Annotated in this window: 18 protein-coding genes, 1 tRNA gene and 1 pseudogene; 17 read left to right on the top strand and 3 right to left on the bottom strand. The window is 67.7% G+C overall.

What is annotated here, in order from left to right; all coding sequences use genetic code 11:
- Nucleotides 1-58 precede the first annotated feature (58 nt).
- The 11 genes and pseudogenes from ASF17_RS09125 to ASF17_RS09075 all read left to right on the top strand — a co-directional run bounded on the left by ASF17_RS09125 (nucleotide 59) and on the right by ASF17_RS09075 (nucleotide 11,883).
- Nucleotides 59-970: a ParA family protein gene (locus tag ASF17_RS09125; protein ID WP_055798087.1), complete on the top strand. Its 912-nt coding sequence runs from the start codon at nucleotides 59-61 to the stop codon at nucleotides 968-970.
- The gene (locus ASF17_RS09120) at nucleotides 954-1,796 is read left to right on the top strand and encodes a segregation and condensation protein A (protein ID WP_055798083.1); all 843 of its coding nucleotides are present in this window, start codon (nucleotides 954-956) and stop codon (nucleotides 1,794-1,796) included. Before ASF17_RS09125 ends, ASF17_RS09120 begins: the two co-directional genes overlap by 17 nt.
- 112 nt (nucleotides 1,797-1,908) lie before the next feature.
- A complete protein-coding gene (gene scpB, locus ASF17_RS09115) occupies nucleotides 1,909-2,457 on the top strand; it encodes an SMC-Scp complex subunit ScpB (RefSeq protein ID WP_055798630.1) in 549 nt (182 codons plus the stop codon).
- A pseudogene (locus tag ASF17_RS15980) lies at nucleotides 2,447-3,229 on the top strand (pseudouridine synthase); the annotation flags it as partial. The gene scpB and the pseudogene ASF17_RS15980, both read left to right, overlap by 11 nt.
- A 1,547-nt stretch (nucleotides 3,230-4,776) precedes the next feature.
- Nucleotides 4,777-5,853, top strand: coding sequence for a prephenate dehydrogenase (locus tag ASF17_RS09105; RefSeq protein ID WP_055798627.1), 1,077 nt, complete (start codon nucleotides 4,777-4,779; stop codon nucleotides 5,851-5,853).
- Nucleotides 5,850-6,653, top strand: coding sequence for a (d)CMP kinase (cmk, locus tag ASF17_RS09100; protein ID WP_082475190.1), 804 nt, complete (start codon nucleotides 5,850-5,852; stop codon nucleotides 6,651-6,653). Before ASF17_RS09105 ends, cmk begins: the two co-directional genes overlap by 4 nt.
- A 72-nt stretch (nucleotides 6,654-6,725) precedes the next feature.
- Nucleotides 6,726-8,174: a ribosome biogenesis GTPase Der gene (der, locus tag ASF17_RS09095; protein ID WP_442855740.1), complete on the top strand. Its 1,449-nt coding sequence runs from the start codon at nucleotides 6,726-6,728 to the stop codon at nucleotides 8,172-8,174.
- Between the two features lie 434 nt (nucleotides 8,175-8,608).
- Entirely contained in the window at nucleotides 8,609-8,956 is a 348-nt protein-coding gene (locus tag ASF17_RS09090; RefSeq protein WP_055798077.1) for a hypothetical protein, read from the top strand.
- The gene (locus ASF17_RS09085; protein WP_055798073.1) at nucleotides 8,956-10,701 is read left to right on the top strand and encodes a hypothetical protein; all 1,746 of its coding nucleotides are present in this window, start codon (nucleotides 8,956-8,958) and stop codon (nucleotides 10,699-10,701) included. The genes ASF17_RS09090 and ASF17_RS09085 overlap by 1 nt, the downstream gene beginning before the upstream one ends.
- A gap of 71 nt (nucleotides 10,702-10,772) precedes the next feature.
- Nucleotides 10,773-11,222 carry a hypothetical protein gene (locus ASF17_RS09080; protein WP_156357351.1) on the top strand — a complete coding sequence of 150 codons (450 nt, stop codon included), beginning with the start codon at nucleotides 10,773-10,775 and terminating at the stop codon, nucleotides 11,220-11,222.
- Between the two features lie 94 nt (nucleotides 11,223-11,316).
- A complete protein-coding gene (locus ASF17_RS09075) occupies nucleotides 11,317-11,883 on the top strand; it encodes a hypothetical protein (RefSeq protein WP_235476469.1) in 567 nt (188 codons plus the stop codon).
- 19 nt (nucleotides 11,884-11,902) lie between these two features.
- Here ASF17_RS09075 and ASF17_RS09070 read toward each other — a convergent pair whose 3' ends face one another.
- The 3 genes from ASF17_RS09070 to ASF17_RS09060 are packed head-to-tail and all read right to left on the bottom strand — an operon-like array spanning nucleotide 11,903 to nucleotide 14,789.
- A complete protein-coding gene (locus tag ASF17_RS09070) occupies nucleotides 11,903-12,781 on the bottom strand; it encodes an ABC transporter permease (RefSeq protein ID WP_055798067.1) in 879 nt (292 codons plus the stop codon).
- Nucleotides 12,778-13,854: an aliphatic sulfonate ABC transporter substrate-binding protein gene (locus ASF17_RS09065; RefSeq protein ID WP_055798064.1), complete on the bottom strand. Its 1,077-nt coding sequence runs from the start codon at nucleotides 13,852-13,854 to the stop codon at nucleotides 12,778-12,780. The genes ASF17_RS09070 and ASF17_RS09065 overlap by 4 nt, the downstream gene beginning before the upstream one ends.
- A complete protein-coding gene (locus ASF17_RS09060) occupies nucleotides 13,851-14,789 on the bottom strand; it encodes an ABC transporter ATP-binding protein (RefSeq protein ID WP_082475189.1) in 939 nt (312 codons plus the stop codon). Before ASF17_RS09060 ends, ASF17_RS09065 begins: the two co-directional genes overlap by 4 nt.
- Before the next feature lie 262 nt (nucleotides 14,790-15,051).
- Between ASF17_RS09060 and ASF17_RS09055 the strand changes: the two genes are divergently transcribed.
- The 6 genes from ASF17_RS09055 (at nucleotide 15,052) to ASF17_RS09045 (ending at nucleotide 21,652) form a co-directional block, all read left to right on the top strand.
- Nucleotides 15,052-15,128: transfer RNA gene (locus ASF17_RS09055), tRNA-Pro, on the top strand.
- Between the two features lie 322 nt (nucleotides 15,129-15,450).
- Nucleotides 15,451-16,569, top strand: coding sequence for a DNA cytosine methyltransferase (locus ASF17_RS15275; RefSeq protein WP_082475188.1), 1,119 nt, complete (start codon nucleotides 15,451-15,453; stop codon nucleotides 16,567-16,569).
- Nucleotides 16,569-17,621 (top strand): DNA cytosine methyltransferase, encoded by a 1,053-nt coding sequence (locus ASF17_RS15270; RefSeq protein ID WP_082475187.1) that lies wholly within the window; start codon nucleotides 16,569-16,571, stop codon nucleotides 17,619-17,621. Before ASF17_RS15275 ends, ASF17_RS15270 begins: the two co-directional genes overlap by 1 nt.
- A gap of 54 nt (nucleotides 17,622-17,675) precedes the next feature.
- The gene (locus tag ASF17_RS15540) at nucleotides 17,676-18,686 is read left to right on the top strand and encodes an HNH endonuclease (RefSeq protein WP_156357350.1); all 1,011 of its coding nucleotides are present in this window, start codon (nucleotides 17,676-17,678) and stop codon (nucleotides 18,684-18,686) included.
- Nucleotides 18,687-19,551: 865 nt separating this feature from the next.
- Nucleotides 19,552-19,872 (top strand): nucleotide pyrophosphohydrolase, encoded by a 321-nt coding sequence (locus ASF17_RS09050; protein ID WP_055798063.1) that lies wholly within the window; start codon nucleotides 19,552-19,554, stop codon nucleotides 19,870-19,872.
- Nucleotides 19,859-21,652, top strand: coding sequence for a DUF2075 domain-containing protein (locus ASF17_RS09045; RefSeq protein WP_055798059.1), 1,794 nt, complete (start codon nucleotides 19,859-19,861; stop codon nucleotides 21,650-21,652). Before ASF17_RS09050 ends, ASF17_RS09045 begins: the two co-directional genes overlap by 14 nt.
- Nucleotides 21,653-21,674 lie beyond the last annotated feature (22 nt).

Genomic DNA, 21,674 nt, shown 5'->3' with positions numbered 1-21,674 from the left:
GGTCGGGAGCCGGGCGCGGCAGCCCGCCCCCGTCGGGGGTCGCGGTTACCATCGTCGTGTGAGCACCAAGCCGACATCGAGCACCCCCGCCCTCTTCGAGAGCGCTCCGTCGACCCCGGCGTCGACCGGGCCCGTCAACGGCCCCACCGGTCGCCCTCGCACCGAGTTCCCCGTCCCCGCGCCGCTCGACGGGCACGGCCCCGCCCGCATCATCACCCTCTGCAACCAGAAGGGCGGCGTCGGCAAGACCACGACGACCATCAACCTCGGCGCCTCGTTCGCCGAGTACGGCCGCCGCGTGCTCGCCATCGACTTCGACCCGCAGGGCGCCCTCACCGCGGGGCTCGGGGTCCAGGCTCACGATCAGGCGACGATCTACGACCTCATGATCGGTTCGGAGCGCGACGCGCACGCCGTGATCGTGCCCACCCGGGTCGAGAACCTCGACGTCATGCCGGCCAACATCGATCTGTCCGCCGCCGAGGTGCATCTCGTCAACGAGGTGGCCCGCGAGCAGATCCTCGCCCGCATCATCCGCCAGGTCAGCGACGAGTACGACGTCATCCTCATCGACTGCCAGCCGTCGCTCGGCCTGCTCACCGTCAACGCCCTGACCGCCGCCCACGGCGTGCTCATCCCGCTCGAGTGCGAGTTCTTCGCCCTGCGCGGCGTCGCGCTGCTGGTCGAGACCATCGAGAAGGTCCGCGACAGGCTCAACCCGGCCATCACGCTCGACGGCATCCTCCCGACCATGTTCGACTCGCGCACGCTGCACAGCCGGGAGGTGCTCGAGCGCGTCGTCGAGGCCTTCGGCGACGAGGTGCTCGAGACCGTCATCGGCCGCACCGTCAAGTTCCCCGACGCGTCCGTCGCCGGCACGCCCATCACCCAGTTCGCCCCCGAGCACCCGGCGGCCCAGGCCTACCGGCAGTTGGCCCGAGAGCTGATCGCGCGTGGCGCCGCGGCCTGACGCCGGCGTCGTGATCGACGCGTCCTCCGCCCCCGGTGCCGCCGGCACCGGGTTCGCCGTCACCCTCGACAACTTCAGCGGCCCGTTCGACCTGCTGCTGTCGCTGATCGGCAAACGCGAGATGGACGTCACCGAGGTGGCCCTCAGCGCGGTCACCGACGAGTTCATCTCGTACCTCAAGACGGTCGACACGGGCGAGAACCTCGACAAGGCCAGCGAGTTCATCGTCGTGGCCGCGACCCTGCTCGACCTCAAGGTGGCGGGTCTGCTGCCGCAGGGCGAGCTCGTCGACGCCGAGGACGTCGCACTGCTCGAGGCGCGCGATCTGCTCTTCGCCCGGCTGCTGCAGTACCGGGCCTTCAAGCAGGCGGCCGAGTGGTTCGGCGAGCACGGCGCCTCGGAGGCCGCCCGGCACGCCCGAGCGGTCCGCCTCGAGCAGAAGTACCGGGTCACCACCCCCGAGCTCGTGTGGACGCTGAGCCCCGCCGACTTCGCGGCGCTCGCGACCCTCGCCCTCACCCCCCGCGAGGTCCCCACGGTCGGGCTCGACCACCTGCACGCCCCGCTCGTGAGCATCCGCGAGCAGGCGGCCGTCATCGTCGCGATGCTGCGCAGCCAGGGCGGCCTGACGTTCCGCGAGCTGGTCGCCGGCGTGAGCGAGCGAGGCGTCGTCGTCGCGCGATTCCTCGCCCTGCTCGAGCTCTATCGCCACGCGAGCATCACGTTCGAGCAGATCGAGCCGCTCGGAGAGCTCAGCGTCCGGTGGACGGCGCTCGACTGGGACGACGACGCGCTCGAGAGCCTGGGGGCCGACTATGACGACTGAGGCGACCGGCGTGCGAGAGCCGACCCGCGCCTCCTCGGGGCGCCGCGCCTCCTCGACGACCGACACGTCGTCGGGGGCCGCCGCCGTCGACGGGCGGGCCGAGGGCCCCGCGGTGCCCATCGCCCGCTCGCTCGAGGCGATCCTCATGGTGGCCGACGAGCCGCAGTCGCTCGTGTCTCTGGCGGCGGCGGTCGGTGCGCCGACGGCCGCGGTGCGGCAGGCGGTCGAGGGGCTCGTGGCCGACTTCGACGGCTCGGACGGCGGCACCCGCCGCGGCTTCGAGCTGCGGGAGGTCGGCGGGGGCTGGCGTTTCTACGTCCGACCCGAGTTCGACCCGGTCGTCCGCGATTTCGTGCTGACGCAGAACCCGTCCAGACTGTCGCAGGCGGCTCTCGAGACGCTGGCGGTCATCGCCTACAAGCAACCCATCACCCGCAGCAGCATCGCGCAGATCCGCGCGGTGAACGTCGACTCGGTCGTCCGCACGCTGCTCGGGCGCGGTCTCATCACCGAGTCGTCCACCGACTCCGAGACCGGAGCCATCACCTACGAAACGACGGAACTCCTGTTGACCCATCTCGGCATCAATTCTCTCGATGAGCTGCCGCTCATCTCCCCGCTGCTCTCCGACGGTCAAGAAGGGTTCGACGATGTCGCCTGAGAACGAGAACGATCTGCCCTCGGGCGAGCGTCTGCAGAAGGTCATGGCCGCCGCCGGCGTCGCCTCGCGTCGGGTCTCCGAAGACCTCATCGCCGCCGGCCGGGTCACGGTGAACGGCAAGGTCGTCACCGAGGCCGGTCGACGCATCGACCCCGAGAAGGACAAGGTCGTCGTCGACGGCAGCGCCGTCCAGCTCGACACCACGCGCCGCTACGTGATGCTCAACAAGCCCGTCGGCGTCGTCAGCACCCTGAGCGACGAGAACGAGCGACCCGACCTGCGGCAGTTCGCGAACGAGTTCGAGGAGCGCCTGTTCAACGTCGGCCGCCTCGACGTCGAGACCTCGGGTCTGCTGCTGCTGACCAACGACGGCGAGCTCGCCCACGTGCTGTCGCACCCGTCGTTCGGCGTCACCAAGACCTACATCGCGAAGGTGCGCGGCGTCATCACGCCGAACGTCATCGCTCAGCTGCTGTCGGGCGTCGAGCTCGACGACGGCCACATCGCCGCCGACAAGGCGGCGCTCGTCGGCGGAGGGGCGGGTCTCTCGCGCTCGAACGACTCGTCGCTGATCGAGATCACGCTGCACTCCGGCCGCAACCGCGTCGTCCGCCGCATGCTCGAGGCCGTGGGCCACCCGGTCATCGACCTCGTGCGCCGCTCGTTCGGTCCGTTGCACCTCGGCACGCTCAAGGTCGGTCACATGCGCACCCTGAACAAGGCAGAGCTCGGAGCGATCCTGACGATCGCCCGCGACGCCACCGCCTCGCCCCGGGTCGACGCCGCCCCCGTGACCGAGAGCGCCGACGCGCCGGTCGTCGAGGCCGACGTGGTCGAGGTGGCGCTCGACGACACCGAGGTCGAGAAGGAGTTCTACGACGAGGACGACGAGGAGTTCGACCCCGCCACCGACGCCCGCGACGCCAAGCGCCGCCGGGGCCCGTCGGGTTTCAAGGGCGACACCGGCGCCGCGACGTCGCGTCGCTCCGAGGTGCGACGCCAGCAGGCCGGTCGCCGCGAGAACCGCGACGACCGCGGCGCCGGAGCGGCCCGCCCGGCTCGCGACGACCGGGGTGGGTACCAGGGTCGCGACGACCGTGGGGCTCGTCCTGACCGTGACTCGCGTGGTGGGTACCAGGGTCGCGATGACCGTGGGGCTCGACCCGACCGCGATTCTCGGGGTGGGTACCAGGGTCGCGATGACCGTGGGGCTCGTCCTGACCGCGATTCTCGGGGTGGGTACCAGGGTCGCGATGACCGTGGGGCTCGACCCGACCGCGATTCTCGGGGTGGGTACCAGGGTCGCGACGACCGTGGGGCTCGTCCTGACCGCGACTCGCGGGGTGGGTATCAGGGCCGTGACGACCGTGGTGGGTACCAGGGTCGCGACGACCGTGGGGCTCGCCCTGACCGCGACGCGCGGGGTGGCTACCAGGGGCGCGACGACCGCGGGGCTCGTCCCGCGCGCGACGACCGCGGGGGCTACCAGGGTCGTGACGACCGTGGCGGCTACCAGGGTCGCGATGACCGTGGGGCTCGTCCGGCCCGTGACGACCGTTCCGGTCGACCCGATCGCGGCGGATACGTCTCGCGCGACGATCGCGGTGGACGCCCCGACCGCGGAGGCTTCGTGTCGCGCGACGACCGTGGCGCGGCCCCTCGCGGCGGCGACCGACCGTTGACCCCCGGGGAGGAGCGCGCCGCGGGCTACCCGAACCGCGACCAGAACCGCGACCCGCGCACCGGGCGCCCCTCCGGCGTCCGCGCCGGTGGTCCCGGTCGCGGCGGTCGCGAAGACCGCAGCGGCGACCGCGGTGCCGACCGCGGCGAGCGTGGCGGCTACCAGGGTCGCGATGACCGTGGCGGTCAGCGTGGCGGGTACCAGGGTCGCGATGACCGTGGCGGCGAGCGTGGCGGGTACCAGGGTCGCGACGACCGCGGTGGTCAGCGTGGCGGGTACCAGGGTCGCGACGACCGCGGTTCCGATCGTGGCGGATACCAGGGTCGCCCCGACCGGTCGAGCGACCGCGGCGGCTACCCCGGGCGCGACGACCGGGGCGGCTCGCGCGGCGGACCGGCTCGTGACGACCGCGGCGGCGACGACCGCCGTGGCGGCTCGCGCGGCGGCGACGACCGCCGTGGCGGCTCGCGCGGCGGCGACCGTCCGTACAAGCCCCGTGGCGACGACGGAGGGCGTGGTCCTCGCGGGGGTGGCCGGTCGTGACCGAGCCGACCCGCGCCTCCTCGGCTGACGCGGTCGGCTCCGACGGACGCACCGGCGGTCTCGTCGCCCACGACCTCGACGAGGGCAGCCGTCGGCTGGTCGGTCAGGTGAGGATCGTGGGCTCGGGCCTCCTCGGCACGAGCATCGGGCTGCGCCTCCGGCAGCACGGCGTCGACGTCATCCTCGACGACGTCTCGCCCGCCGCCCGCAGCCTGGCCATCGACTACGGCGCCGGGCGCGCCCCCTCCGACGACGACCGGCCCACGCTGGTCGTCGTCGCGGTGCCGCCCGACGTCACCGCCACCATCGTCGCGAGCGAGCTGCAGAGGTTCCCGGAGGCGCTCGTCACCGACGTCGCATCGGTCAAGGTCGCGCCGCTGGTCGAGCTGCGGGCGCTCGGCGCCGACGTCTCGCGCTACATCGGGTCGCACCCCATGGCCGGTCGCGAACGGGGCGGGGCCGTCTCGGCCCGCGCCGACCTCTTCATCGGCCGCCCCTGGGTGATCGCCGGGCACGACGACATCACCTACCGACGCGCCGGGGCCGTCGAGGATCTCGCGCTCGACCTCGGCGCGACCCCGATCGAGATGACACCGGAGGAGCACGACGCCGGCGTCGCGCTCGTCAGCCACGTGCCGCAGGTCGTCGCCAGCCTCATGGCCAGCCGACTCGCGGAGGCACCCGACTCGTCGCTCGACCTCGCCGGTCAGGGCGTGCGCGACGTCACGCGCATCGCCGCGAGCGACCCCGCGCTGTGGGTGCAGATCCTCGGGGCGAACGCCTCGCGCGTCGTCGACGTGCTGCGGGCCCTGCGGGTCGACCTCGACGGGGTCATCGACGCGCTCGCCGAGCCCGAGGCCCCGGGAGCGCGGCGTGCCGTGGCCGAGGCCATCGGCTCCGGCAACGGGGGAGTCTCGCGCCTGCCCGGCAAGCACGGATCGACGGCCCAGTTCAGCTCGGTGATCGTGCTCGTCGACGACACCCCCGGGCAGCTCGCCCGGCTGCTCACCGAGATCGGTGAGATCGGCGTCAACCTGGAAGACCTGCGCCTGGAGCACTCGCCCGGCGCCCCGGTAGGACTCGCGGAGGTGGCCATCGTGCCCGACCAAGAACAACGACTCGTCGCCGAACTCGAACGGCGCGGCTGGACCGTCGCGGGAGCGTTCGCATGAGCGCCGCGGGTGACCAGAGCTTCGACCCCGCCGTCGACGTCGAGCGCGCGCCCGGCGAGCACGGCGTGGGGGGACCGGCCGGCGAGGCGCACACGGCCGAGCTCCGCGACGAGACCGCCGAAGCCGTCCACCGCCGCATCGTGGTGGCCGTCGACGGACCGGCCGGCAGCGGCAAGTCGAGCGTGAGCCGTGCCTCCGCCTCCGCCCTCGGCTTCGCGTATCAGGACACCGGCGCCGCCTACCGGGCGTTCGCGCTCCACGCGCTCGACACCGGCGTCGACCTCGACGACGCCGACGCGATCGTCGGGGTGCTGCCCTCGTTCCGGTACGACATCACGATCGACCCGGCCCGCGCCTCCTCGGTCACGGTCGACGGTCGCGACGTCACCGACGAGATCCGCACCCCGCGCGTCACCACCGCGGTCAGCCACGTGGCCAAGCTCCCCGAGGTCCGCCGGTACATGGTCGACCTGTTCCGCCGCATCATCGCGTCGACCGACCGGCCGGGCATCGTCACCGAGGGGCGCGACATCACGACCGTCGTCGCACCGGACGCCCAGGTGCGGATCCTGCTGACGGCGAGCGAAGAGGCTAGAATGGCCAGGCGTTCCGCCGAGGTCACCGGGCAGAGTGCCGATGAGACAGCTCGGCAGCTGTCGAACCGTGACCGGCTTGACAGCAAGGTCGTCGACTTCATGACCGCCGCCCCCGGCGTGTCGACCGTCGACTCCACCCATCTCGACTTCGACCAGACGGTGAACGCCGTGGTCGGGCTCGTGCGAGCGAGCACCCCCTCTTAATAAGGAATCACCATGGCAGACGACGACAAGTACCCCGAGCTCGACGAGCAGATGGTCGGCCGCATCCAGGCGATGCCCGACGAAGACGCCGACCAGCGCGCTCGTGCCCTGCGCGCGGGTCTCGCCGACTACGACCTCGACGATGAGGACGTCGACGTCCTCGAGGGCGGCGAGTGGGACCCTGACGCCCTCACCTACGCTCCGGCCCTGCCGGTCCTCGCCATCGTCGGGCGCCCGAACGTCGGCAAGAGCGCCATGGTGAACCGGATCCTCGGGAGGCGCGAGGCCGTCGTCGAAGACAAGCCCGGCGTCACCCGTGACCGGGTCTCGTACAAGGCCGAATGGGGCGGGCGCCGATTCACCCTCGTCGACACCGGCGGGTGGGAGCCCGACGCGATCGGCATCGACAAGTCCGTCGCCATGCAGGCCGAGATCGCCGTCGACCTCGCCGACGCCGTGCTGTTCGTCGTGGACGTCAACGTCGGGGCCACCGCCACCGACGAGGCCGTGGTGCGCATGCTGCGCGCCTCGCACAAGCCCGTCATCCTCGTCGCCAACAAGAGCGACGACGCCCGCAAGGACCTCGAGGCCGCCTCGCTGTGGTCGCTGGGTCTCGGCGAGCCGTTCCCCGCGTCGGCGCTGCACGGCCGCAACGTGGCCGACCTGCTCGACCTCTGCATGACCAAGCTGCCCGCCGTGTCGACGGTCGCGAAGGAGGAGATCGGCGGACCCCGCCGCGTCGCGATCCTCGGTCGCCCGAACGTCGGCAAGAGCTCGCTGCTGAACAAGGCCGCGGGTGAAGAGCGCGTCGTCGTCAACGAGCTGGCCGGCACGACCCGCGACCCGGTCGACGAGCAGGTCGAGATCGCCGGGCGCGTGTGGACCTTCGTCGACACCGCCGGAATCCGCAAGCGCGTGCACCTGCAGCAGGGCGCCGACTTCTACGCCTCGCTCCGCACCTCGGCGGCGCTCGAGAAGGCCGAGGTCGCCGTCGTCGTCATCGACGTGACCGAGTCGATCTCGACGCAGGACCTGCGCATCATCGACCTCGTGCTCGAGTCGGGCCGCGCGCTCGTGCTCGCCTTCAACAAGTGGGACCTCCTCGACGACGACCGTCGCCGCTACCTCGAGCGCGAGATCGAGCAGGACCTCGATCACGTGTCGTGGGCGCCGCGCGTCAACATCTCGGCCCGCACCGGTCGTCACCTCGAGAAGCTCGTGCCCGCGCTCGAGCTCGCCCTCGAGTCGTGGGACACCCGCATCCCCACCGGCAAGTTCAACGCCCTGCTCGCCGAGCTCGTCGCCGAGCACCCGCACCCGCTGCGCTCGGGCAAGCAGCCCCGCATCCTGTTCGGCACCCAGGCGGCCAACCGCCCGCCGACCTTCGTGCTCTTCACGACCGGGTTCCTCGACCCGCAGTACCGCCGCTTCATCACGCGCCGCCTGCGCGAGATCTTCGGCTTCGAGGGCACGCCGATCACGGTGAACATGCGCGTGCGCGAGAAGCGCAAGCGCGCGTAGTCGTCGCTCGGTCGCAGTGCACCAGGAGGTGGACACGACGCCAGGTGTGAACCCGGCGTCGTGTCCACCTTCTGGCGTCATGGGGTGGTGCGGGGTGTGCGGGCGGCCGGCTGCTCGCTTCGCCGCCACCTCGTCGACATACCGCCACCTTCTCGTGTGGCGGCGTGTCGATTCGGTGGCGGAATGGGGGCGAGCGGCGGCGGTGTGAGGGGGCGGGGCGGCTCGTGCGTGCCTCCTGGGGGTGAGCGGCGGCTGCGGGAGGGGTGGAGGGACTCTCTCGCGCCTCCTGGGGGCGGTGTCGGTCTCGTTTCCTCCCCAGGGGTGACGGGGCGGCGACGCTCTGACCGGTGCTTCCCCGCCGAGCTTTCCCCTTGCTAGTGTGATGCGAATCACATGCGATATTGCTATGTCGCGGAGCGAGGGCGAGGGTGCGGGTGGCGGATCTCGAGGTCGACGAGTCGGAGATCGCGGCGGTGGCGTCGGCCGTGTCGGCGGTGCATGCCCGGGTGGGGCTGGACCGGGCGCTCACCCGGGGCTCGCTCGACGCGGTCGGCGCGGTGCGGGTGGCCGAGGTGCTCGACAGCGTCACCGAGCGGTTCGCGCGGCGGGTGGAGCTGCTGAGGGATGTCCTCGAGCGACTCGGCCGGTTCCCTGACGCGTTCGTGCACGAGGTGTCGCGTACCGAGGCGGGGCTCGTGAGCAGCCTGGCGGCGGACGGCGGCGCCGGGGCGGGCGGCCCGGAGAGTGCCGGTGGGGTCGCGACATCGTCCGGGCGTCGCTGATGGTCCGGGCGGATGTCGGCGGCGATGCGGGTGCCGGGTCGGTCGACGAGATCTCCCGCGCGGCTCGGGTCAGGTCGGAGACCGCGGACGATGCGGAGCGGGCGGCTTCCGAGCTGCACCGGGTCGCCGGGTGGGCGGAGTCGTCGTGGCGGGGGCGGTCCGGCCGGGAGTTCGCGTCGTCGGCCGCCGATGTCGCCGCGGAGTTCGCCGCGCTCGCCGCCGGCCTCGAGCACCACGCGGCGACGCTGCGGACCTACGCGGCTGCGGTCGAGCGCATCCAGAGCGAGCAGCGGGTGCTGGAGGCGCGGCGGACTCGAGCGCGCACGTCGCTGCTGCTGGGGGAGGCGCGGGTCGAGGCGATCACCCGGGAGGCGGCTGAGGTCGCGGCGGCCGATCCGACCGGTCTCGCGACCGAGGCCGACCACCGGGCCGGCGAGAGGTCGAGCTGCCAGCGACGGGTCGACGACGACCGGCGCGAGCTGCTGGTCGTCGACCTGGCCCATGATGAGCTGGCGATCGAACGGGCCGACGCCGATCGTCGGTGCATCGTCGGGCTGGGGGATCCGGTCGCCGTCGGCCGCCTGCCCGCCATGACCGAGTCGGCGGTGGCGACGAGGTCGCCCGAGCAGCTGCTGGCGCTGCTCGGCGGCTTGACGCGGACGGACCTGGCGGTGCTGCTGCGTGAGCACCCCGCGCTGCTGGACACGGCGTTCCGGGCGGACCCCGAGCGGGTGCGGGCGTGGTGGGACGAACTGGGTCGGAACGGGTCACCGGACGCCGACGGGCTGACCGCCGCGCAGGCCGCGTTGGTCGGGGGAGCGCCGGTGCTGATCGGGGCTCTCGACGGGCTGCCGCCGGCGGCCCGCGTGCTGGCCAACCGGCTGAACGCACGGGACAGGCGGGAGGAGATCGCGCGGCTGCTGACGTCGGGTGGTCGAGCCGGGGTGTCGTTCACTTCCGACGAGATCGCGGCGTTGAAGCGGGAGGACGACTACCTCGCGGGTGCGCTGGCCGAACCGCCGGCCGTGCAGCTGTACCTCTTCGACCCCGCGGCCGATCGCATCATCGAGATGATCGGCGCCTTCGGCCCGGAGACGTCGATGATCATCACGTACGTGCCGGGCACGGGCACGACGATGGAGTCGTTCCACCGGGACCCCCGCGGTGTGCAGCAGGTGGGCGACTGGTTCGCGACGCGGGACACCCGGACGGTCGTCTTCGTCGCGAAGGACGGCCGGTTCCCCCAGACGCTCCTCCAGGCGAACCTGCCGGTCGTGGCGGAGCCGACGGGCGAGCGCCTCGCCGGCTTCCAGGAGGGGCTCCGGCAGTCGTACGACCCCGGCGTCGTCACCGAGGTCGGGATGGGGCACAGCTGGGGTCTCGCGAACGTCGCGTCGTCCGAGGTGGCGGGTGCCCGGTACGACCATGTGGTGTCCCTCGCCGGGGCGGGCATGCCGCCCGCCTGGCAGCCGCGTGAAGGGACGACGTACACGGACCACCGGTACCTCGACCTCCTGCAGGTCGCGCAGTGGTCCGGGAAGGTGTGGGACGGCAGGAACCCCGGCAACCACTGGGCCTTCGAGAGCGATGGACTCCTGCGGGGTCCGGATGACGGAGAACTGGCCGTGACGAGCTCTCTCGAACGCAAGGCGGAGATCCTCGCCGAGAATCACTCGCTCATCGCGCAGAGCAACGTCGACAATCTGCGGGCACTCGAACGCATCGAGCGGGTGGTGACGCGATGAGGCGGAGAGCCCTGCTGTCGGCTTCGCTCGCTCTCACCGTCGCACTGACCGTCGGCGGATGCTCAGCGGAAATGGAGACGGAGAACGAGATGGAGATGACGGAGCCGGCCTCGGGCATGGCCCTGGCGGAAGCCAAAGAACAGACTCAGGAGACGACCCTCGAGGTGGCCAAGGTCATTCCCCAGCCGCTGGTCGAGTCAGTGGTCCAGAACCCGAAGGGCAGCATCCTCACCTCGAGGGATGGCACGCATCATTGGGCCGGGCATCTGGACATCGCCTTCGTCGGGCCGATCGACGCCGTGCCGTACTTCGAGACGGCCGTCGACGACTGGGGAGGCCGGGCGGGCTGGGGCGCCGAACGCGACGAGATGTCCGACGGGTCTCCGCAGCTGGTCATCACCGGCCCGGGCGGCTCCGTCTATCTCCTGTCGATGGCCCTGGACCGTCGGTCGGCGCACATCGCCACCCTGTCGCCCAGCGCGGACATCCAGCCGGGGGAGGTCCGAGGGCCGAACTACTGAGCCCGACCCGCCCGAGTATCCGAGTCGTCGGCGGTGGGGCGGGCTCGGGTAGGGCAGCATGGTCTCTCGTGAGACGTGTGGACGAGGTGCGACCGTGACGGGCACGGGGCTGTGGCACCGCGCCTCCTCGGTGACCGGGGTCTCGGCTGCGGCCGATCGGGTGTGGCAGCGGCTGCAGCTCGACCGGTTCGCGGGCGGGCGGCACGCCGGATACGTCATCCACGAGGACATGCGCGAGCACCCGCGGACGGTCCGCAGCTTCGGGGGCATCCGCTGGCTGCTGTTCGGCGAGACCGTCGTCGGGCTCACCGCCATCTTCATCGCCGCGGTGCTGGCCAGCCGCGGCGAGCACGTGCCGTGGGCCGTGTGGTTCCGCTCGACGGTCGTGCTGTTCATCACCGCGTCGCTCTACGTCTTCGCCTGGCGTGCACAGCTCGGCTACTACTGGGCCTACGCGCGGCTGCGGCTCTTCAGCCGCATCTTCCCGATCGTCACCCTCATCGTCGCCACCATCCCCGGGCTCTACCCCGGCTGGATGGTCGTCGAGCAGATCGTCTTCTCGCTGCTCATGATCGGCATCGGCGACCTGCTGACCAGCGACCACATGCGGGCCGCGTTCCCGAAGCCCGTGCGCGCGGCGGAGGCCGACCCGACGCGCTGAACGGGGTCGGGCGGCGCGGTCAGCGCCAGCGGCGGAGGGCGACGCGCTGCACGACGTTGAGCACGGTGTCGCTCAGCGTCCCGAGCAGCGCCAGCAGCAGGATCGCCAGGTAGATGCGGTCGACGCGTCCGTTCGACTGCGACTCGGTCAGCAGGAACCCGAGCCCCATCGACGATGCGATCAGCTCGGCCGCGACCAGGAACAACCAGGCCTGCGCCAGCGCCAACCGCAGCCCCGACACGAGCGACGGGATCACGGCCGGCAGCTGCACCCGCGTGAACAACGACACGCGCCGCAGCCCGTACGCCCGCCCGGCCTCGACGAGGTGCGGGTCGACGTGCCGCAGCGACCCGGCGACCGTCGTGAAGACGGGGAACGCCGCCCCGATCGCGATCAGGGTCACCTTGGAGTCCTCGCCGATCCCGAGGTACAGGATCAGCAGCGGCACCCAGGCGAGCGACGGCACGGCGCGTACCGCGGCGATCGACGGCGCCAGCACGGCCTCGCCCACCCGCGACAGCCCGACGACGGCGCCGAGCACCAGCCCGATCAGCGAGCCGACGGCGAAGCCGATGAGCACCCGCTGCACCGAGATCGCGACGTACTGCCCGAGCTGGCCGGTCTCGGCGAGCTGCACGCCGGCCGTCCAGACGTCGAGCGGCGAGGGCACGCGGTAGCTGGGCACGCCTCCGACGCCGGTGGCGAGGAGCCAGGCGGCGAGCACGGCCGCCGGGACCAGCGCCCCGAGCAGTGCCAGGGGGAGGCGTCGGCGACGCGGGGTGCCCGAGGAGGTGCGCCGCGCCTCCTCGGCTCCCGCTGCGGTCGGAGGGACGGACGCGTCGCGAACGGCCTGACGGGCGTCGGCTTCGCGGGTGCTGCCGGTGACGAGGTCGGTCACGACGGGTCGGCCTCCTCGGCGAAGGTGGGCTCGAAGAGGGAGTCGAGGGCGGTGTCGACATCATCCTGGGAGGGGACGGCTCCGGTCTCGACGAGCACGGGGGCGACGATCTCGAGCACGGCCTGCTGGTCGGCTCCGGGCACGGGGTCGACGTCGAAGTGGGTGCGGTCGAGCACGGTGGTGGCGACGGAGGAGTCGATGGCGGCGACCTCGGCGAGGATGCTCGCGGTCTCGTCGGGGTTGTCCTCCGCCCAGGCGCGGGCCTTCTCGTAGGCGTTCACGACGACCTGGGCCACGTCGGGCGACTCGTTGATGAACGACTCGGTCGCGTTGAGGAACCCGTACGAGTTGAAGTCGACGTTGCGGTAGATCAGCTTCGTGCCGGACTCGGCCTCGCTGGCGGCCATGATCGGGTCGAGCCCGGACCAGGCGTCGACGCTGCCGTTCTCGAGGGCGGCGCGTCCGTCGGCGTGCTGGAGGTTCTCGATGGTGACGTCGGACTGGCTGAGGCCGGCCTCGTCGAGCGCCTGCAGCAGGAAGAAGTAGGGGTCGGTGCCCGTGGTCGCGGCGATGGTCTTGCCCTCGAGGTCGGCGACGTCGGTGATGTCGCTGCGCTCGGGCACGACGAGCGCCGACCATTCGGGCTGCGAGTAGATGTCGATGGTCTGGATCGGCGAGCCGTTCGAGCGGGCGAGCAGAGCGGCCGACCCGGCGGTGGAGCCGACGTCGACGGCCCCGGCGCGCAGCAGCTCGTTGGCCTTGTTGCTGCCCGCCGACTGGGTCCAGGTGACCTCGACGTCGTCACCCAGCGCCTCCTCGATGAAGCCCTGGTCTTTGACGATCAGGCTGAGGGGGTTGTAGGTCGCGAAGTCGATGTTCAGGGTGTCGGTGGACCAGTCGCTGCTGCTGCCGGCGGCTGCGTCGTCGGAGCCCGTTCCCGCGCCGGCCGCGTTGCCCTGGGCGTCCTCGCCGGCGACGCAGCCGGTGAGGGTGAGCGCGGTCGCGGCGGTCAGGGCGAGGGCGCCGGCCCAGGAGGTGCGGGTGCGGCGGGTGGGGGAGGTGCGGTTCGTCATCGGGTCGTCTCCGTGCTGTCGGGGGCGTTGCGGTGGGGGGTGCTGGTGGCGGTCAGGGTGGTGGTGACGGTGGTGGCCGCGCTGGAGCGGAAGACGCCGAGCTCGGCGAGCAGCTCGTGGCGGAGTTCGGCGAGGGCGGGGTCGTCGCGGTCGCGGCGGCCGAGGCCGGCTCCGGGGACGTCGACGATGCGGCGGATGCTGCTGCGCAAGGCGGTGTCGGGGGCCGGCACCGCGCCTCCTCGGCTCGGGTCTGCGGGGGCGTCGGTCGCGGCGAGGTCGTCGAGGAGGACGATGCGGTCGGCGAGGTAAAGGGCCTCGTCGACGTCGTGCGTGACGAGGACGACGGTGGTGGGCAGGGCGTCGTGCACGTCGAGCAACAGGTCTTGCATGCGGAGGCGGGTGAGGGCGTCGAGGGCTCCGAACGGCTCGTCGAGCAGCAGGATGGTCGGTTCGCGGGCGAGGGCGCGGGCGAGGGAGGTGCGCTGGGCCATGCCTCCGGAGACCTGGCGGGGGCGGTGGCCGGCGACTCCGCCGAGCTGGACGAGGTCGAGCAGCTCGGTGACGCGGGCGCGGTTCTGCTCTTTGGTGGGCTTGCTGCCGTCGGCGGTGCGGTTCGGGAGGCCGAGGGCGACGTTGTCGCGGAGGGTGCGCCAGGGGAGGAGGCGCGGCTCCTGGAAGGCGATGGCGCAGCGCTGGTCGGCGGGCCGGCTGGGGGAGTCGTCGATGACGACGGTGCCGGTGTCGGGTTCGTCGAGACCGCCGATCTGGCGCAGCAGCGTCGACTTGCCGCAGCCGCTCGGCCCGAGCACGGCGACGATCTCGCCGGCCGCGACCTCGAGGTCGACCCCGCGCAGCACGTCGCGCGCGAACCGTCGCCCGACACCGCGGACCGAGATCGGCAGGGCGCGGGAGGCGGTGGTCGCGGTGGTGGGCATGCCCTGACGGTAGGTGCGACGGGGGAGTCGGCGCTTGGTGGGCGTAACTCGGCGCAACGTGGGGTGTGTGGTGGCGGTGTGGTGACGTGGGCCGGGTTGTGGTGCGCCGACTTGGTCAGGGCCTGTCCGTCGGGCTCAGGTCGGCCGGCTGTGACTCGTTCGTGTCGTGCGTGGCGCGAACCGCCTCGACGATCCGCTATGCTGGTCAGGTTGCCTCGGTCGGGGCAACACCAAGGAATCGGTTGCTCAGCAACAGTTTTCTCGGGCTGTGGCGCAGCTTGGTAGCGCACTTGACTGGGGGTCAAGGGGTCGCAGGTTCAAATCCTGTCAGCCCGACCATATATTGCCAACAACGCCGGACGGCTTGCCGAGCTAGACAGGCCATTATGCTCTCGCGGGCAAATTTGAACCATCATTTGGGCAACGTATCGTCTTCCCTGTGTCGTATTAGAATCAGCCCCGAGGTGCGAGACGGATAGTTCAATCAGCGTTAAGGCCAAGATTCCGCCACCTGACCGCGGACTCTATCAAGTGCGGGACGGCGTGCGCTTCATTCGGAAGCCGATCAGGGTCTGGTAGCGCGGCCGCACCAATGCGGAATGTCGGTGGCAGCCCCTACGTTGATGAGCATGTTCGGATTAGCAGTGAGGAAGACCCCTTGATGTCAGGTGTGCCAGTAATTGACTTGTTTTCAGGCGCCGGCGGTCTTGGGATCGGTGCCAAGACCGCAGGTGGCGATCTGCGCCTGTCAGTTGACAATGATGCTTACTCGTGTGCCACGATGCGAGCCAACCCGAAGCTACACGGCGGACTGGTCTTACAGGGCGACGTCACCACCCTGCATGGGAACAAGTTGAGGGACTTCGCCAAGGTCGACGACACCAGCGATCTCATTGTGGTTGGAGGTGCTCCGTGCCAACCGTTTAGTAAAGCGGCGTACTGGGTCGACAAAGGGGATGAGGCCGCGTTTCGTCGTGCCCGTGCCCGGGGGGAAGCGGTCGAACGTGTATCGGAGCCTCTCGAGGCGAGGCCGGATAGTCGCCGGACTCTAGTAAGCGAATTCCTGCGACTCACTCTTGAGGCAGATGCTTCAGCATTCGTATTTGAGAATGTGCCAAGTATCCTCCATCCAAGAAATAGGGCAATTTTTGAGGCACTACGAGAGGATGCTGAGGACGCCGGTTATCTCACCCGCACTGTCGTTGCCACAGCGACTGACTACGGAGCGCCGCAGGCGCGGCAACGTGTTTTTCTCCTGGGTTCTCGTCGCCAACAACCGGGTTTGCCAGTCGCGACACATGCGCGTGATGGTGCAGACTCTCTTATTCCCTGGGTGACGGCAGGGCAGGCCCTCAGTTCACTCCCTGATCAATCAAGCGTCGCTGAAGATGAAGTTATAAAAGGACGCTGGGCTGACCATCTGCGTGATGTGCCTCCGGGAATGAATTACAAATTCCACACCGCCTGGGCTGGTCATCCAGAGCCCACATTTGAGACCGAAACTAGGTATTGGAACTTCCTTCTTAAACTTGATCCGAATCGTCCGTCATGGACCATTCCAGCAAGCCCTGGACCGTGGACTGGGCCGTTTCATTGGGATGGTCGCAGACTTCGTATTGCAGAGTTGGCAGCCTTGCAGTCCTTTCCTACTGGCTACGAGTTTGCTGGACCGCGTCGCGAGCAAGTCAGACAAATCGGCAATGCGGTGCCTTCTGTGATGGCAGCGGCAATGGTGAGAGAAGTTCTCAAATCTGTCGATACGGAAGTTGGAAAAATTTGATGCGACCAAAAGTGTTGAGCCTGTTTTCCGGCTGCGGGGGTCTGGATCTGGGTTTCGAGCAAGCGGGCTTTGAAATCGTTCTTGGTGTGGATAATGACTCCGCTTCGGCAGCAAGTCATGCACGCAACTTTCCTGGAGCAGCTTTTTTCCACGGTAGTATAGCCGATTTCACCGAGTCATCGGCGGTGTCCATGATCGGCGATGAGGTAGTGAAGGACATAGACATTCTGATCGGGGGTCCTCCGTGCCCGCCTTTCTCCAAAAGTCGTTTCTATAGAACAGAAATGCCTCGCGCCATGGCGGATCCTGTCGGTGAGGTGACCATTGGGGGGTACCTAGAAACGCTAAAGTGGCTCAAGCCCCGAGTCTTTCTTCTGGAGAACGTTGCAGGTATGTCGTTCAAAGTGCACCGTGAGACCCTTGACTATATTCTCGCCACCGCCGAATCCCTCGGCTACAGTTGTGACTTCAAGGTCCTAAACGCAGCGGACTATGGCGTTCCGCAGGTGCGGCAAAGGTTTTTCATTGTTGGAACACTTGAAGGCGAGTTTGATTGGCCTCAGCCTTCTCATGTGAATCCTACCGAGCTTGAGCATTCAGGCCGCATTCCCTGGGTTTCAGCTGGTGAGGTCATAAGTGATCTTGACACAGATGAGAATGCCGCCGACATTGGACATGTCGCTGGGGGCAAGCACCGTGATCTTCTCGAGCTTATTCCACCGGGGGACAACTATTTGTTTTTGACGGCCAAGCGTGGCTATTCGGACCCTAAATTCGAATGGCGAAGTCGATACTGGTCTTTCCTTCTTAAATTGAGTCCTGAAATGCCGTCATGGACAATCCAGGCCAGGCGATCAAATAATATGGGGCCACTTCACTGGCGCAATCGCATCCTTAGAATTGAGGAAGTCAAGAGGTTGCAGACGTTCCCGGACACATGGTATCTCCACGGCAACGTCGAAAGGCAGTGGCGCCAGGTTGGCAATGCTGTTCCGCCGCTTCTAGCTAAGTCTCTAGCTCAGCAAATTATGGAGTTGGTCGGCGACAGGTAATATCCCTACTACGGGGGGTGTTAGATGGCTCGGATCTGACGTACATTCCGAAGTGTGTCCAACGAAAGACTTACCTCCATTCACCTTCGTGACAAGGTCCTCGAGAACTTACGGAGGACTGGTAATGAAGTGTTGCAACTCTCGGCCGCTGGCGAAAAGCCTTACATTATATCACTGAGTCAGTCCCTTGAAGGTCAGGCGGAAATCTTCCGCATTTACGCTTGGAATGCGACGCACGGGGGCGGTGAACGGCGGGCCGCGGATGAATATCGCGTGCAGTTCACTGGTGCGCGCCCCGAAATAGTCGCGGGACAGCGGACTGTAGTCCTAGGGTGGAGCGAAAAGTTTCAGGTGTTCGTAGGTTGGGACGCGACGATTCATAAAGATCGCGGGTCGGCTTCGCCTTCTTTGCAAGTTCGTCAAGCGACCTTGGAGTCAGCGAAAGTACATGGTTTTGCCGTGGCGGAAAGAAAAAGTGGTGATATCGTTGTAGCCATTGCGCCTCACTTCCTGTCGGTCTACTTCTGGAACGCTGAAAGGCTTCATCAGGAGGGATCGGGAGAGCTCGTAGAAGCATTGAATGCGATTCCGCAAGAGGCCCCTGAGCTCAACCCTCTGCCACTAGAAGCTGACGAGGCTCAAGATGATCGTCAGCAAATAGTCCGAACTATTAGGTCAAATTACCGGGCTTGGGATTTCCGCGTGCGCGTTCTGGAGGCTTACGGTGACATGTGCGCCGTATGCGGACTCCAACTTGGCCTGGTTGAGGCTGCGCATATCGTTCCTGTTGCTTGGCCCGGCAGTACAGACGAGACTTCGAATGGTATTGCGCTTTGTCGCAATCACCACAAGGCTTATGATTCTGCCTTGATAAGTTTTTCGGACGATATGAATGTTCTTGTCGCAGATTCCATTCGAAACCGATTTGATGTAAGAGCGAGAAGTGGAGGATCGGATGATCTCGAAGCGCTTGAAGGTCTGGCTGTCGTCAAATTACCTGAGGCATTTCGTGATCGACCTTTAGCCAGTTATGTCGCCCTTGGGCGTATTGCAAGAAATTGGTAGCCTGATCTGAAGCGTTGATTCGTTAGCTATGACATCGTAGTCTTGGGAAGTATATTCTTAGTCGTAATGGTGCATTGCTTCACCTTCCCCTGGGTCGCGGTCTTTATTCGGGATACACGGGCAATGCAGCCGGCGCGACCGAGAGGAACCGAACCGTGGCCTGAGGCACCCGCAAGGTGGCCGGCGCCACTGTGAAGTCGGTGCGTTGGCACCACCAGCTATGGTTTCTGCAGGACCCGGATGGCTCCGTAACGCGGACAAGCAGTACGAGATGCCCTTACTGGTGCGCCCCCTGCTGACCTCCGTGCCGTGGAACGCCTTCCCTTGGTACATACACGACCGCATGCCGGACTGGCTCCGGTCGGTTACATCGACGAGGGAGTGCACGCTCTGCACCGCCTGCTCGAACTCTGCCCGAATGTGGTGTCCATCGTCTCGTACGGTGGTGATGCTCATCGATCGGTGCGGATGCTCCAATCGACCCGATACGTGGGCGTTTTCGTGCGGCACAGGGGAGCCACATTTGGGACACGCGGCACACCAGCAACAGAGCGTTCATTTTTGCGCCGAAGCAGAGGCGCGAGGCTTTCGAGGACATGGCGGAGATATATCGACAGGCTATGACTTACGCAGGTCTTGGTCCTGTTTAGTCCTAAGCCGTGAAGTCGTCCTCGTTCTTAGACGACCCGTGCCCCGGGCCCACGCGGCTTGCGCCGTGACCTCAGTTACTCGGGTGGGGCGGGATGGGTCATGTTCCGGCTCGATGTTGCAGGGGCGGCTCGGTCACATCAGCTGGTAGACGGAGCCCACAAAGGTCTTCATACGAGTCGGTCGTCTGTTCGACGACAGCTGTTAGCGTTCGGTCATGGCATCTACCAAGGCCCAAGACGCAGTCCGCGCATTCGTGCGCGAGCGTGAGTGGGGCCAGTTCCATTCGGAGGACAATCTCTCGAGGAGTATCGCCATCGAGGCGGGCGAGCTTCTCGAGTGCTTCCAATGGGGGCCTGATTTCGACCCCGCACGTGTCCAGGGTGAGCTGGCGGACGTCCTGACGTACTGCCTCCTCCTGGCCGATCGGCTCGGGGTGGACCCGGATCAGATAGTGCTCGACAAGCTCGAGGTGACGCGGCGGAAGTACCCGGTGGAGAAGGCCCGAGGACGAAGCGAGAAATATGACGCCCTCTGAGATCGTGCCTCTGGCGTTCGACAAGGAGTCGGTGGATGTCTGGGGTCTTCTCGACCCGAGGCACCGGGACTGGCCCGTCGTATACGTGCTCGATCAGGCGAGTGCGTCGAAGTCGGGTCGGCACCCGGAAGAACGACTCCGTGACATCTACGTCGGGGAGACCCGCAACGCGGTAGCACGGCTCCGACAGCATCTGGCCAACCCCGAGAAGAGCCAGCTGGACAGCATCCGCGTCATCGTCGATGAGACCTTCAACAAGTCGGCCTGCCTCGACCTGGAGTCACGCCTCATCCAGCTGCTCTCCGCCGACGGCTCGTACAGCGTTCTCAATCGCAATGACGGCATCACCGCCGCGAACTACTACGACCGGGTTCGCTACCGTTCCGTCTTCGACGACGTCGTCACCCGCCTCCGCGCAGACGGTGTCTTCACGAGACCCATCCCTGAGATCGAGAACAGCGACCTCTTCAAGCTCTCGCCTTTCAAGGCCCTGACGCAGGATCAGGCGGCGGCCGTCGAGGACATCCTCGAAGGGCTCTTCGACGACATCCGCGAGGGGGCTGGGGCCACCCTCGTGATCGAAGGTCAGCCTGGGACCGGCAAGACCGTCGTGGCCGTCTACCTGCTGAAGCTGCTCATGGACATCGTCGCGCATCCGTCCGCTGAGGAGATCGAAGGTGACTCGCTGTTCTCGGACTTCTTCCTCGGGGACTACGCCGAGATGCTCGCCGGTCTACGCGTCGGGATGGTCATCCCGCAGCAGTCGCTTCGGGACTCGATCAAGAAGGTCTTCCGCAAGACCCCCGGCCTCAGCCCGAGCATGGTGATGACCCCGTTCGACGTCGGGCAGTCGGACGAGGAGTGGGATCTTCTCATCGTCGACGAGGCGCATCGTCTGAACCAGCGGGCGAACCAGTCCACGGGTGTTCTGAACAAGAAGTTCCCCGAGATCAACACGCGACTGTTCGGTGCCGACGATCTGTCCAAGACGCAACTGGACTGGATCGTCGCGAAGAGCCGCCACCAGATCCTGCTGATGGACGTCGCTCAGAGCGTGAGGCCGGCGGACCTCTCGAACGAGACCGTAGAAGCTCTCCTGCGCACGGCTCGCTCTGAAGGACGTCACTACGGGCTTTCCACGCAGATGCGGGTGCAGGCGGGCGCCGACTTCGTGGGTTACGTCCGACGAGTCCTGCGTATCGACGGTCGGACCCCGAAGGTCGGCCCACCTGCTCCTCAGCAGTTCGACGGCTACGACCTCCGCATGTTCGACGATCTGGGGGAGATGCATCGCGAGATCCGAGCGCGAGACGCGGAGAGTGGACTGGCCCGCCTCGTCGCCGGTTACGCCTGGAAGTGGGTGTCGAAGAAGGACCCCACGGCTGCAGACATCGAGATCGATGGCGTCAGGCTGCGCTGGAACGGGACGACGAAGGACTGGATCTCGTCGAAGAACGCACTCGAGGAGGTCGGCTCCATCCACACGGTTCAGGGCTACGACCTGAACTATGCCGGCGTCATCATCGGGGGCGATCTTCGTTACGACGCGGCGACGGGCCAGATGTTCGTCGACCGGAGCTCGTACTTCGACGTCAAAGGCGTCGAGAACAACAAGCAGCTCGGACGGCGGTACACCGACGCCGAAGTCCGGCAGTTCGTCCTCAACATCTACGGCGTCCTGCTCACTCGGGGGATCCGGGGGACCTACGTCTACGTCGTCGACCCGGCGCTCCGCGCCTATTTGAAGCCGTTTCTCGAACACGGTGGTGCAGCTGCGTGACTCGTCCGATCACGTCACGGCA

Origin of the sequence: Frigoribacterium sp. Leaf263 (genome assembly GCF_001422285.1) — a bacterium.
Taxonomy (GTDB): Bacteria; Actinomycetota; Actinomycetes; order Actinomycetales; family Microbacteriaceae; genus Frigoribacterium.
The sequence above is the reverse complement of the archived record's forward strand: the minus strand, read 5'-3'. Positions and strand labels throughout refer to the sequence as shown.

What these genes read in the sequence shown, in the direction of transcription:
- ASF17_RS09065 (WP_055798064.1), bottom strand. Translation starts at nt 13,854, where the DNA reads ATGACGAACCGCACCTCCCCCACCCGCCGCACCCGCACCTCCTGGGCC.
- cmk (WP_082475190.1), top strand. Translation starts at nt 5,850, where the DNA reads ATGAGCGCCGCGGGTGACCAGAGCTTCGACCCCGCCGTCGACGTCGAG.
- ASF17_RS09085 (WP_055798073.1), top strand. Translation starts at nt 8,956, where the DNA reads ATGGTCCGGGCGGATGTCGGCGGCGATGCGGGTGCCGGGTCGGTCGAC.
- ASF17_RS09080 (WP_156357351.1), top strand. Translation starts at nt 10,773, where the DNA reads ATGGAGACGGAGAACGAGATGGAGATGACGGAGCCGGCCTCGGGCATG.
- ASF17_RS09045 (WP_055798059.1), top strand. Translation starts at nt 19,859, where the DNA reads ATGACGCCCTCTGAGATCGTGCCTCTGGCGTTCGACAAGGAGTCGGTG.
- der (WP_442855740.1), top strand. Translation starts at nt 6,726, where the DNA reads ATGCCCGACGAAGACGCCGACCAGCGCGCTCGTGCCCTGCGCGCGGGT.
- ASF17_RS09050 (WP_055798063.1), top strand. Translation starts at nt 19,552, where the DNA reads ATGGCATCTACCAAGGCCCAAGACGCAGTCCGCGCATTCGTGCGCGAG.
- ASF17_RS15275 (WP_082475188.1), top strand. Translation starts at nt 15,451, where the DNA reads ATGTCAGGTGTGCCAGTAATTGACTTGTTTTCAGGCGCCGGCGGTCTT.
- ASF17_RS09060 (WP_082475189.1), bottom strand. Translation starts at nt 14,789, where the DNA reads ATGCCCACCACCGCGACCACCGCCTCCCGCGCCCTGCCGATCTCGGTC.
- ASF17_RS15270 (WP_082475187.1), top strand. Translation starts at nt 16,569, where the DNA reads ATGCGACCAAAAGTGTTGAGCCTGTTTTCCGGCTGCGGGGGTCTGGAT.